This window comes from Myxococcus stipitatus DSM 14675 (genome assembly GCF_000331735.1).
GTDB classification, from domain to species: Bacteria; Myxococcota; Myxococcia; order Myxococcales; family Myxococcaceae; genus Myxococcus; species Myxococcus stipitatus.
Genome location: NC_020126.1, coordinates 4,329,734 through 4,341,354, shown reverse-complemented (window position 1 = coordinate 4,341,354; position 11,621 = coordinate 4,329,734). Strand labels below are relative to the sequence as shown.

At 67.7% G+C, this 11,621-nt stretch carries 11 protein-coding genes and 1 other RNA gene; 9 read left to right on the top strand and 3 right to left on the bottom strand.

Annotated features, from left to right (window positions below):
* Positions 1–55: 55 nt before the first annotated feature.
* The 6 genes from MYSTI_RS17045 to MYSTI_RS17020 all read left to right on the top strand — a co-directional run bounded on the left by MYSTI_RS17045 (position 56) and on the right by MYSTI_RS17020 (position 7,545).
* On the top strand, positions 56–1,003 hold the full coding sequence (locus MYSTI_RS17045; RefSeq protein WP_015349020.1) for a branched-chain amino acid transaminase: 948 nt from the start codon (positions 56–58) through the stop codon (positions 1,001–1,003).
* Positions 1,004–1,098: 95 nt separating this feature from the next.
* Positions 1,099–2,436 carry a DUF8689 domain-containing protein gene (locus MYSTI_RS17040; RefSeq protein WP_015349019.1) on the top strand — a complete coding sequence of 446 codons (1,338 nt, stop codon included), beginning with the start codon at positions 1,099–1,101 and terminating at the stop codon, positions 2,434–2,436.
* A 116-nt stretch (positions 2,437–2,552) separates the two neighbouring features.
* Positions 2,553–3,395, top strand: a complete 843-nt coding sequence (locus MYSTI_RS17035) for a Fic family protein (protein WP_044280629.1) — start codon at positions 2,553–2,555, stop codon at positions 3,393–3,395.
* A gap of 173 nt (positions 3,396–3,568) precedes the next feature.
* Positions 3,569–4,687: a DHH family phosphoesterase gene (locus MYSTI_RS17030; RefSeq protein ID WP_015349017.1), complete on the top strand. Its 1,119-nt coding sequence runs from the start codon at positions 3,569–3,571 to the stop codon at positions 4,685–4,687.
* On the top strand, positions 4,684–5,829 hold the full coding sequence (locus MYSTI_RS17025; protein WP_015349016.1) for a cysteine desulfurase family protein: 1,146 nt from the start codon (positions 4,684–4,686) through the stop codon (positions 5,827–5,829). Before MYSTI_RS17030 ends, MYSTI_RS17025 begins: the two co-directional genes overlap by 4 nt.
* A 243-nt stretch (positions 5,830–6,072) precedes the next feature.
* Complete coding sequence (locus tag MYSTI_RS17020) at positions 6,073–7,545, top strand: right-handed parallel beta-helix repeat-containing protein (protein ID WP_169558641.1); 1,473 nt, start codon at positions 6,073–6,075, stop codon at positions 7,543–7,545.
* Here the strand turns inward: MYSTI_RS17020 and MYSTI_RS41810 are convergent.
* The 3 genes from MYSTI_RS41810 to MYSTI_RS17010 all read right to left on the bottom strand — a co-directional run bounded on the left by MYSTI_RS41810 (position 7,522) and on the right by MYSTI_RS17010 (position 9,785).
* Positions 7,522–7,704, bottom strand: coding sequence for a hypothetical protein (locus MYSTI_RS41810; protein ID WP_015349014.1), 183 nt, complete (start codon positions 7,702–7,704; stop codon positions 7,522–7,524). The genes MYSTI_RS17020 and MYSTI_RS41810 overlap by 24 nt on opposite strands.
* Before the next feature lie 117 nt (positions 7,705–7,821).
* Positions 7,822–8,844: a serine/threonine-protein kinase gene (locus MYSTI_RS17015; RefSeq protein ID WP_044280624.1), complete on the bottom strand. Its 1,023-nt coding sequence runs from the start codon at positions 8,842–8,844 to the stop codon at positions 7,822–7,824.
* A complete protein-coding gene (locus MYSTI_RS17010) occupies positions 8,841–9,785 on the bottom strand; it encodes a tetratricopeptide repeat protein (RefSeq protein ID WP_052351014.1) in 945 nt (314 codons plus the stop codon). The genes MYSTI_RS17015 and MYSTI_RS17010 overlap by 4 nt, the downstream gene beginning before the upstream one ends.
* Positions 9,786–9,980: 195 nt before the next feature.
* On the opposite strand from MYSTI_RS17010, the gene ssrS reads away from it, so the two are divergent.
* From ssrS to MYSTI_RS17000, 3 genes are all read left to right on the top strand, one after another.
* Positions 9,981–10,176, top strand: a non-coding RNA gene (gene ssrS / locus MYSTI_RS41365) — 6S RNA.
* A 19-nt stretch (positions 10,177–10,195) separates the two neighbouring features.
* Positions 10,196–10,819 carry a 5-formyltetrahydrofolate cyclo-ligase gene (locus MYSTI_RS17005; RefSeq protein ID WP_015349011.1) on the top strand — a complete coding sequence of 208 codons (624 nt, stop codon included), beginning with the start codon at positions 10,196–10,198 and terminating at the stop codon, positions 10,817–10,819.
* Positions 10,816–11,607 carry a TIGR00282 family metallophosphoesterase gene (locus MYSTI_RS17000; protein WP_044280613.1) on the top strand — a complete coding sequence of 264 codons (792 nt, stop codon included), beginning with the start codon at positions 10,816–10,818 and terminating at the stop codon, positions 11,605–11,607. The genes MYSTI_RS17005 and MYSTI_RS17000 overlap by 4 nt, the downstream gene beginning before the upstream one ends.
* Positions 11,608–11,621: the final 14 nt, after the last annotated feature.

Sequence of the window (11,621 nt, the reverse complement as noted above, 5' to 3'; positions counted from 1 at the left end):
GGCTAGAAGAGTCGGGCAGTCCCACGACTCAACTTCAGGGCGAAGGAACCCGTGCATGAGCTCGACCTCGACCAGCGTATTGCGTGCAGATCAAATCTGGCTCGACGGCCAATTGGTGAAATGGGACGAGGGCCAGGTCCATGTGATGACGCACGCCCTGCACTACGGGCTGGGCGTCTTCGAGGGGATTCGCGCGTACCGGACGCATGATGGACGGCTGGCGGTGTTCCGCCTGCGTGAGCACATCCAGCGGCTGTTCGACTCCGCGCACATCTGCATGTTGAAGATGCCGTTCACGGAGGACCAGCTCGTGGACGCGTGCCTGGACCTGCTGCGCAAGCAGAAGGACCTCTTCGCCAACGGCGCGTACTTGAGGCCCGTGGCCTTCATGGGCGACGGCGCCATGGGCCTGGGCGCGGTGAACCCCACGCGTGTGGCCGTCACCGCGTGGGATTGGGGCGCGTACCTGGGCGACAAGGGCGTTCGCGAAGGCATCCGCGCGAAGGTGAGCTCCTTCACCCGCATGCACGTCAACGTGAACATGGTGCGCGGGAAGATCTCCGGCCAGTACGTCAACTCCATCCTCGCCAAGCGCGAGGCGGTGCTGGCGGGCTACGACGAGGCCATCCTCCTGGATATCAGCGGCTTCGTCGCCGAGGCGTCCGGCGAGAACATCTTCATGGTGAACAAGAAGGGCGTCATCAAGACGCCCCCCTTGTCCTCGCCCATCCTGGACGGCATCACCCGCGACACCGTCCTCAAGATGCTGCGCGACAGCGGCCGCGTCGTGGACGAGGTCACCTTCACTCGCGACGCGCTGTACATCTGTAACGAGATTTTCCTGACCGGCACCGCCGCGGAGATCACCCCCGTTCGCGAGGTGGACAACCGCTCCGTGGGCGCCGGCAAGCCAGGCCCCATCGGTACGTTCGTGCAGGAAACCTACTTCCGCACGGTCCGAGGCATGGAGCCGCGCTACGCGGAGTGGCTCACGTACGTGTGATGCACCTGGGGGTGCCCGGACCCACGAGGACCGGGCACCTGCCCTCCCCATCGCCGCGTGCCCTCCCCACGTGGGATTGAGCTAAAAGGGCCCCGATGGCTCCCGCCGGTCACGTCTACGACGAAAATCCCTTCAGGCTCGAGAACCCATCCATCCTCGACATCGCTCCTCCGGAGCCCAAGTCGGTGGAGGAGACGGGGCTGAAGATGGGGTTGCTCTCGGATATCGCGCTGAAGTTCCTCTATTACGCGGGAACCGGCACGGGCATGGGCATCGCCGAGGAGATGTGCCTGCCCTGGCCCGGCGTCATCGAGCACGTGGTGGACTTCCTCGCCACGGAGAAGCTCGTGGACCTGCGGGGCGGCAAGGGGTTTGGCCGCGCGTCGGTGGAGTTCATCCTCACGGAGAAGGGCCGCGAGTACGCGCGCGACGCGCTGACGCGCACGACGTACGTGGGCCCCGCGCCCGTCCCCATCGAGCAGTACAACGCGCTCATCACCAGCCAGACCGAGGAGACGCCCGTCGTCAGCCAGGAGGAGCTGGTCGCGGCGCTCAGCCACCTCACCGTCCCCGCGGAGCTGATGGACAAGCTGGGCCCCGCGGTCAACTCCGGGCGCTCGCTGTTCCTCTACGGCCCGCCCGGCAACGGCAAGACGAGCCTGGCCGAGGCCGTCTCACACATGTTCGGCGGCGAGGTCTTCGTCCCGCACTGCCTGGAGATTGGAAATCAAATCATCCAGGTGCATGACCACCTGCTCCACACGCCCGTCACGCTGGAGATGGGCCGCGACAGCGGGGCCCGCCGGCAGACCTTCGAGATGGACAAGCGGTGGATGCTCTGCCGCAGGCCCGCCGTCGTCGTCGGCGGCGAGCTCACGCTGGAGACGCTGGACCTCATCTACTCGGAGAGCACCCGCTTCTACGAAGCCCCGTTCCAGGTGAAGGCCAACGGCGGCATGCTCCTCATCGACGACTTCGGCCGCCAGAAGGTCCACCCCACCGACCTGCTCAACCGCTGGATCGTCCCCCTGGAGAAGCGGGTCGACTTTCTCACCCTCCACACGGGTAAGAAGTTCGAAATCCCGTTTGATCAGCTTCTCGTCTTTTCCACGAATCTGGACCCGAAGGAGCTGGTGGACGAGGCCTTCCTCCGGCGCATCAAGTACAAAATCGAGGTCAGCAACCCCGACGAGGAGTCGTACCGGGAGATCTTCCGCCGGGTGTGCGAGGCGGCGGGCATCCCCTATGTGGACCAGGCCGTCACCTACCTCGTCGAGCACTACTACAAGCCCCGGACGATGCAGCTTCGCGCCTGTCATCCTCGGGACTTGGTGGGGCTCATCAAGGACGCCGCCCGCTACCGCCAGATTCCGCCCGCCCTGTCCAAGGACCTGCTCGACCAGGCGTGCGAGGTCTTCCTCGTCAATCTCTAGCCGGAATTCGTTGTTACAACCGTGCGGAATTTCTAGAATCCGCATGCCGTTGTTTCGCTCGGCCGCACCCCAATGGCCACCCTTGCGGGGCCCGGCGCAAGAAGGAGCCGCAGTCCGTGAAGGAACGCTACCAGGACATCGACGAGAAGAACGAGGCGCTGCGCGAGTACCTCGAGATCTACAAGGACAAGCAGCCGGCGCGTGAGTTCCTCGAGCGTTTCGAGATGTCGTGGATCTACCACGACGCCGCGTTGGAAGGCGTGGTCTACACCCATCAGGAGTTGATGGCGGCCCTGTATCCCGGACGCACCAGCGCCGAGGCCTCCATGATTCCGGTGGTGCTCGAGGTTCGGAATCACAAGGCCGTCTGCGACTTCATTCGTGAGGAAGCAGCGGGCGCCAAGAAGCAGGCGCAAATCACGCTCACCACCATCAAGCGCATGCACGACCTCTTCCTCGGCAACACGCCCGAGGCACTGGCCGAGCGCGCGCGCATGGAGCGCCGGGAGCGCACCGAGAAGGAGCTCGCCAAGGAGCGTGAGCGCGCGGGGCTGCGCAAGGACATGCCGCTGCACCGCACGTACTTCCACGACATCCACCAGCCCGCGAAGATCCAACCCGCGCTGGAGAAGCTCGTGGACTACACGGCCAGCGCCGAGTTCCGCGAGTTCCATCCCATCAAGCAGGCCGCGACGGTGCAGCACAACTTCCTGCAGATCTTCCCGTTCACGGAGCACAGCGGGAAGGTGGGGCGCATGTGCAGCAACCTCATCCTGCTGCGCAACGGGTACATGCCCGCCGTCATCCACTCCATCGACCGGCAGCGCTATTACGAGTGCTTCCGGGGCCCCGCGGCGCAGTTCCGCACGGTGCTGATGGACGCGATGGAGAACTCCCTGGACAACGGCGTCAAGTACTTCAGGGACCTGGGTCGCAAGTACAAGGCCATCAACAACTAGCGAGCCGGCGTGAGAGCGGGAAGGCGTCCGGGCACACGGCCTTCCGCTCCCGCGTGAAGGTCTGGGGGGGCGGTTGCAACATTGGTGTGCGGGAGACACCCCGCCCTCAATGTCGAGGAGACGACATCCGGCATCTCGAAACTGGGTGCCGGAGGAAGTAAAGAAGACCATCCATGCCCGTGACTCAGTCCTTCAACAGCCGCCGTACCCAGGGAGCCGGGGGCGAGCTGACGGAGCCTCCGCCACCACGTCTGGCCCTCTTGTCGGCTCGCGACAAGCTGGAGCGCCTGCTCCAGGTGGCGAAGGGGCATCGCAAGGCGCTCATCCTCACCCACGACAATCCTGATCCGGACTCGCTGGCGGCCGCCGTGGCGCTGGCCCACCTGCTGGAGCGCCGGGCGGACGTGGAAGCGCATGTGGGCTACGGGGGCATCATCGGCCGGGCGGAGAACATCGCCTTCGTGAAGGTGCTGCGGCTGCCCGTGTCACACGTGTCGCAAATCGACTTCGACGAGTACGACCTCTTCGGCCTGGTGGATACGCAGCCCAAGGTGGGCAACCACTCGTTGCCCGCACGGCTGGAAGCGCAGCTCGTGGTGGACCATCACCCGCTGCGGGAGGAGAGCCTCTCCGCGCCCTTCGCGGACGTGGGCGGGGACTTCGGCGCCACGTCCACGATGCTGGTGGAGTACCTGCGGGCCGCGCGCGTGGAGCCCTCGGTGGAGGTGGCGACGGCGCTGTTCTACGGCATCAAGGCGGACACGAGGGACCTGGGCCGCGAGACGACGCAGACGGACATCGACAGCTACCTGTGGCTGTTTCCGCGCATGGACAAGTCGATGCTCGCGCAGATCGAACACCCCGAGCTGCCCGCGCGCTACTTCCAGCTGTACCACACGGCTTTCGAGCGGGCGAAGGTGTACGGCACCGCCATCGTCACCGACCTGGAGGAGGTCTACTCCCCGGACATGGTGGCGGAGGTCGCCGAGCGGCTGATGTTCCTCGAGGGCACGAAGTGGTCGCTCGCCTTCGGAACGTACCGCAACCAGCTCTACTTCAGCTTGCGGGTGAAGGACCGGCGGATGAACGCGGGCCGGCTCATCCGCGAGATCTTCGAGGACTACGGCGGCTCCTCCGGTGGCCACGGCAGCATGGCCGGCGCGCGGCTGCCCTTGTCCGGCAAGGCGGCGCAGCGCAAGGCGCTCAAGCGCGAGCTGGTGAGCCGCTTCCTGGATGCCTTCGGCGTCGCGGACGAACGTCCCGTGTCGCTGCTCTCCGCGCAGGACGTGTGATCTACTGGGACTACAACGCCGCCGCGCCTGTCCGGCCGGAGGTCGCGTCGCTCCTCTCGCGCGCCTTCTCGCAAGGAGGCCATGGCAACGCGTCCAGCGTCCATGCCGCGGGCCGTGAGGCGCGCGCGCGACTCGACGCCGCCCGGGCTCGCGTGGCGCGGGTGCTGGGCTGTGAGCCCAAGGAGATCTGCTTCACCAGCTCCGGCAGCGAGGCGGATGCGCTGGCGCTCGTGGGCGCGTGGCATGCGCGGACCTCGCCCGAGCGGCGCAGGCTGGTGACGACCGCGGTGGAGCACCCGGCCCTGCTGGGCGCGGCGGCCCAGCTCGAGCGCGAGGGCGCGCAGGTGGTTCGCGTGGCACCGGGTCCGGATGGCCGCGTGCGCGCGGACGACGTGCTCGCGGCGCTGACGCCGGACACGGCGCTGTGCTCGTTGATGTGGGCCAACAACGAGACAGGCGTGGTGCAGCCCGCGGCGGAAGTGGCGCGCGCGTGTCGGCAGCGCGGAGTGCTCTTCCACACCGACGCGGTGCAGGCGGCGGGCAAGGTGCCGCTGTCGCTGCGCGAGGTGGACGCGGACCTCCTGTCGCTCTCGGCGCACAAGTTCGGAGGCCCCTCCGGCGCGGGGGTGCTGGTGGTGCGAAAGGGCGTGGACGTGCGGGCCCTGGTCCCCGGCCATCAGGAAGCGGGCCTGCGGGGTGGGACGCAGAACATCCCCCACGCGGAGGCGTTCGCCCTCGCGCTGGAGCTGGCCGCCAGCGAGCAGCCTTCGCTGGCCGAGCGCGTGGGCGCGCTGCGGGATGACTTCGAGCGCGCGGTGCTCGAGTGCGTGCCCGGGGTGACGGTGAACGGTGCGGGTGCCCCCCGCGTGCCCAACACCAGCAACCTGCGCTTCGACGGCGTGGAGGGTGAGGCACTGCTCATCGCGCTGGACCTGGAGGGCATCTGCGTCTCGATGGGCGCGGCCTGTGCGTCGGGCACGCTGTCGCCGTCGCATGTGCTCAGGGCCATGGGGCTCACGCCGGCCCAGGCGCGAGGATGTCTGCGATTCAGCCTGGGACCCGACACTCGGGAGGCGGATGTGAGGTGCGTCGTCGACGCACTCCGCCGCCACGTCCCCTCGGTGCGCGCGCTCACGGCGTAGCCCCACCCACAGGCTCCGAGGGCGCCTGCACCCGCGTTGCCCGTCACGACGCTAGGACCCGGGTGTGAGCCCGTGCGCCGCGAGCATCCGCCTGTGAATCCCGCGTGCCCCCGGGGGGCATGGCCGCTTGAACAAAGCCAGTCGGGTGAAAACATCCTCTCGCAATAGATAACCAACCCAGCGGGGGGACGAGACATGGTGCAGGTTTCGACGGGGCCGAGGTTCCTGAAGAGTCATTTCGCGGTGCTCCTCTCCGCACTCGCGCTGGCCTGTGGCCCTGGCGCGGAGGAGCCCCGCCCCACCCTCTCGGAAAGTGCCCTGGCGAGCGAGGCGATGGAGGCACGAGCCGAGCCGCTCAGCGCGAAGGAGACCTTCCGGAGCAAGTGCCCCTCGGCCGCCCACGCCACGGGCCCCACGCTCCACGTCGCGAACAAGGGCCCGCGCAATCCCAGCCAGCCCTTGGGCTCCCTCAACAATCCCTTCTCCACCATCATGGACGCGGTGAAGGCCGCGCTGCCGGGCACCGTCATCCAGGTCCGCGCCGGCAACTATCCCGAGCAGATTGCCATCAACTCGCTGAAGGCCCGCCCGGGCACGGCCACCGCGCCCATCGTCCTGCGCGGAGAGCAACCCTACAGACCTCGCATCATCCCCAGCGGAACGGACGTCGGGAGCCTGCTGGTGTTGAGCCAGCCGTATTGGATCGTCGAGGCCCTGGACATCGATGTCCAGGAGCGGCCGTCCTTCGGTGCGCTCTTCGAGGGCTCCACGCGCTGCTCACAGCTCTCCGACTCCCTGGTGCATGGAGGCCGCGCCGGCGGAGGCGTCGTCGTCAGCGATGCCAACACCGTGCTCATCGACGGCAACGAGATTCGCGACTTCTCCCGCACCGGCCAGGACTCCCACGGGGTGGCGGTGAAGGGAACCTCGCGCCAGGTCTACCTCGTGGAGAACACCATCCACGATGCCTCGGGTGACGCCGTGCAGTGCCAGCCCCACGAAGGCCGCCCCACCGAGCTCTACATCGAGCACAACCAGATGTACGACTGCGGAGAGAACGGCATCGACGTCAAGGCGTGCGACAACCTCGTCATCCAGTCCAACGTCCTCTTCCGCTTCCCCAACCTCGCGCGCTACCCCTGGCAGGCGACGACCTCCGCCGCCGAGGCCATCCTCGTGCACGAGGACGCGACGAACATCGAAATCGTCGGCAACCTCATCTTCATGGCCGGCCGAGGCATCTCCGTCGGTGGGCTCGCCGCCGTGGACAATCCAGCCAATGTGGGGATTCGCGACAACATGGTGATGGACATCTACAACTTCGCGAACCGGGGCAACGGCCAGGGCATCCGCGTGGCGAAGGCGCGGGGGGTGCAAGTGGTGGGCAACCACATCGAGCGGACGGAGGACTCCGGCCTGCGGCTCGCGGCCGACGAGCCCCTGGTCGTCTCGAACATGTCCGTCTTCGACAACACGCTGCGCGACATGACCAGCTTCGTGAAGCTGGGTCGCGCCTCGGCACGGCCGGGGCTGAAGATGGACCGCAACCGCTACGAGGGCATCACCGGCAACTTCAGCGCCTTCGGGCTCGTGTCCGAAGGGGAGTTCGAGGTCTGGCGCAGCAAGCTGCAACAACACGGGCTGGAGCAGGGCTCGGTGCGAGTCCTCAGCGGCTCCGGCAGCCCCCGGGCGCTACCACCCCTGCTCGGGCAGTGACTTCTCGCGCACCTCCGGGTCGGGCTGTCCATACCCCGGTATCCCATCCTCGCGAGCCTCATCCTCCTTGGGAGGCAACCGAGGTGGAACACTCCCGCCTGCCCGGCGCTCGGGGGCGGGCTCTTCGGGTCGTGCTGCTGGAGGCTGCTGGGTGGCCATGATGCTCCTCGAGGAGACAAGGCACGGGGCCTTGCGTGCATGAGGAGAAGGTCACCATCTCCAAGGCCTCACGGGACTGGTGACGGCGCGCTCGAAGGTGAGCGCATGCCCCGTCCCCTACTCCGCGCGCGAGGCTCCGGACGGCGTCGAAGGAGGCGTCCCCGAAGCCGCGCCCGAAGGAGCAGCCGAGGCGGCGGGCACGTCATCACTGGCGCCGAACAGCCCCCGCACCACCGCGGCGATGGCCAACGGAGTGCCCACGCGCTCGTCGTAGTGCGGCGCGAGCGCCTGGGCGAAGGACTCGGCCGAGGGGAACCGGTCCTCGGGGCGCGCGGAGAAGGCACGGCGCACCACGTCCTCGAGCGCCTGGGGCACGTCCGGCCGCAGCTCGCGCAGCGGCCGGTAGCTCCGGGAGCGGATGGCGTGGAACACCTCGTCGGGCGTGGTGCCGGTGAAGGGGCGCTCCAGCGTCAGCAGCTCGTACAGGACGACGGTCGCCGCCCACAGGTCCGCGACGGGGCTGACCTCGCCCAGCAGCGACTCCGGAGAGAGGTAGTAGGGCTTGCCCAGCACCTCGCCGCCCTGGAGCTTGCCGTCCACCAGCACGCGCGAGACGCCGAAGTCGCCCAGCTTGATTTCGCCCACGCGCGAGATGAAGAGGTTGGACGGCGACACATCGCAGTGGACGATGCCCAGCGGCTCTCCCTGCGGCCCGGTGGCGGAGTGCGCGTACGCGAGCGCCTCCAGCAGCACCTTCCCCAGGTACACCGCGAAGTCCACCGGGAGCGGGATGCCGCGCACCTTGCAGCGGCGGAGTATCTGGCCCAGGTCGCGGCCATCCACCAGCTCCATCACGATGAAGTAGATGCCCTCCAGCTCTCCGGCATCCAGCACCGTCACGATGTTGGGATGGTGCAGCTGCTTGGAGAGCTGCGCCTCCCGCGAGAAGAGTGAGACGGACTCCGGGTCCGCCGTCAGCGCGGGCAGGAGCCGCTTGAGGGCCACGGTCCACCCCTCACGCGCGCCCGCGAGCACCTTGGCCCGGTACACCTCCGCCATGCCGCCCTTGCCGAGCACGGAGACGATTTCGTAGTGGCCGAAGACCCGCTGAGTCCTCGGAGGCGAAGGCATCTGGCTCACGGGCTCGGACTTCCAGCTCCTGCCGCCTCACGGCCCGGCGCGCGCTTGCGACTCTTCATCTGCTTCTGCGCCAGCTCGATGTCACCCGCCAGGGCCTTCACCAGCGCCTCTTCCCAGGGCTTGGGATTCTCCGGCGACCAGTTCAGCTCCAGCGCCTTGCGCAGCAGCGGCTGGACGCGGTTGATGTCGCCCTGCGCGTCGGCCGCATAGGCCTGCCACGCATAGACATCCGGGCGCGTGGGAGGCACGGGGCGGATACGCGACAGGGACTCCTGCGCCTTGCTGGGATTGCTCCGTCCCAAGTGGCTCGCGGCCATGCCCACGAGCGCGTCGATATCCTGAGGGTTCGCGACCAGCGCGGCCTCGAAGCGGGTTTGTGCGAACTCCCACTTCTTCGGCGACTTCGAGGCCAGGAACAGCAGGCCCTGCTCCACGGGCCCCGGGCCGGTGGGCGAGGCGCGAGTCTCGGAGCCCTTCGGCTCCGCGGCGTCCTCTTCGTCCGCGACGGCCTCGCGCCCTCCGAGCGCACCCTCCTTCGCGGCGTCGTCCTCGGACTCGCCGGCCCCCGTGCTCCGCAGGAACAGGACGAAGTCCTTCAGGCCCGGGGAGTGGCAGCCCTTGGGGAGCCGCAGCCGCGCGGAGAGCACGCCCGACTGGGGATTGTAGGTGGCCAGCGTCGGGAAGGACCGCGCACCGACACACTCCGGCGTCCCGGCCAGGCACACCTGAAGCGTGGCGACCAGGACGTTGCCCTGGAACTCCCCGGTGAGCACCTCCGTGCCCGCCGAGAACTTGCAGCCACCTCCAGAGCCAGAGGACGTGCCGACCAGGCGGTCGCCGTCCATGTGCAGCTCCACCTGACCGTAGGTATCCCCCACGTAGGAGCCAGAGAGCTTCGGACCCGCCCAGGCGAGGCCGGAGGTGACGGAAAGAGCCGTCACGAGTCCCTTGTTTAGAAGCGAGGGCGGCATGTGCGGGGTGTGGGGGTGTCCATCATAGGTGGGCGGCGCCTGGCTTGTAAACGCGCGAGGATGCCTTGACCCCGCTGACTCCCCTCCTTATCATTTCAAAAGGTCGTCACGATTTTTCTCAGTTATTTCGAGGCCTTGGTGGCACTGTAGCTTTGTTTCAAGGGCTGTCCCCTGCGGGGCGCGTGATGCTCGGCAGAAATTCGAACCGATACGTCCATTCCGGGGTCCGTTTCGGCCTCCATGTGCAAGCCCTCCCCTCTCACGAGGGATGAGGGAAGCCTGCGGAGGCATGATTTCGGCTCCCACCTGGCTTTTCAGGGTTCAATGGATGCTGGGCACACGGCCATGCGGCGGGGGACTTTTTCTGCGGAGCGGCGGCGGTGAGCGAGACGGTGGTGGAAGAGGCGGCGGCGAGGAAGCAGACGCTGCGGGATGAGTTGACGGCGCGCCGCAAGGCGATGACGCCCGACCTCATCGACACGCGGGGTCTCAAGGTGCAGTCTCGGTTCCTGGCGACGGAGTACTACCAGAATGCGCGGACCGTGGCGCTCTACGCCCCCATTCGGGGCGAGGTGCCCACGCGGGACATTCTCATCGCGGCGCTGCAAGACGAGAAGACCGTCTGCTACCCGCTGTCCCACGTCCACGGGAGGATTCTCTCCTTCCGCGCCATCAAATCAGAGGCGGAGCTGGAGCCGGGGCGGCTGGGCGTGCGGGAGCCGACGAACTCGTCGGACCTCATCGCGGTGGACCAGATCGACCTGTTCGTGGTTCCAGGGCTGGGCTTCACCAACGACGGCAAGCGGCTGGGACGGGGAGGTGGCTACTACGACGCCACCCTTCGCGCGGCCAGTGCGCGCAGTCGGCGGGTGGGACTGGCCTTCAACGACCAGCTCGTCGAGATGCTCCCCACCACGGGCGACGACGTGGACATGGACCTGGTCGTGACGGAGCTCTCGTCCCACCGCGGCCTGTTCCGGACGTGGGACTTCCTGGATACGTGAAGGTCCTCTTCATGGGAGACGTGGTGGGTCGTCCGGGGCTTCAGGCCGTCCGAGCGCTCCTGCCACGTCTGAAGGCCACCCATGGCATCGAAGTGACGGTCGCCAACGCGGAGAACAGCGACCAGGGCGCGGGCATCTCGCCGGAGACGGCGGACACCCTGCTCGCCAGCGGCGTCGACCTGCTGACCAGCGGCAACCACTTCTGGTCCAAGAAGTCCATCCTCCCCTGGCTGGCGTCGCATCCGGACAAGCTGCTGCGCCCGGCCAACTATCCCAAGGACACGCCGGGCAAGGGCCACGGGGTGGTGGAGCTCCCGGACGGACGTGTGCTGGGGGTCATCAACCTGGAGGGCCGCGTCTTCATGCGCACGCATGACAACCCCTTCGAGGTGGTGCAGGGGTTGGTCGAAACGATGCGCGCGCGCACGCCCTGCATCCTCGTGGACATGCACTGCGAGGCCTCCAGCGAGAAGAACGCCATGGGGGTTCACCTGGACGGGCGGGTGTCCGCGGTCGTCGGGACGCATACGCACGTGCAGACGGCGGATGAGCGCATCCTCCCGGGAGGCACGGCGTTCATCACCGACGTGGGCATGTGCGGCCCCCTGGACTCGGTCATCGGGATGAAGAAGGAGCAGTCCGTGGCGCGGTTCCTGGGCCAGAAGCACGCGCCCTACGAAGTCGCGGAGCGGCTCGTGTATCTGCAGGGTGTGGTGTTGGACATCGACGACACCACGGGGCGTGGACGGGCCATCGAGCGCGTGCGCGTCCACCTGCCGGGTACCTGAAAGTCGGCGTGGAA

What these genes read in the sequence shown, in the direction of transcription:
- MYSTI_RS17045 (WP_015349020.1), top strand. Translation starts at nt 56, where the DNA reads ATGAGCTCGACCTCGACCAGCGTATTGCGTGCAGATCAAATCTGGCTC.
- MYSTI_RS17040 (WP_015349019.1), top strand. Translation starts at nt 1,099, where the DNA reads ATGGCTCCCGCCGGTCACGTCTACGACGAAAATCCCTTCAGGCTCGAG.
- MYSTI_RS17030 (WP_015349017.1), top strand. Translation starts at nt 3,569, where the DNA reads ATGCCCGTGACTCAGTCCTTCAACAGCCGCCGTACCCAGGGAGCCGGG.
- MYSTI_RS41810 (WP_015349014.1), bottom strand. Translation starts at nt 7,704, where the DNA reads ATGGCCACCCAGCAGCCTCCAGCAGCACGACCCGAAGAGCCCGCCCCC.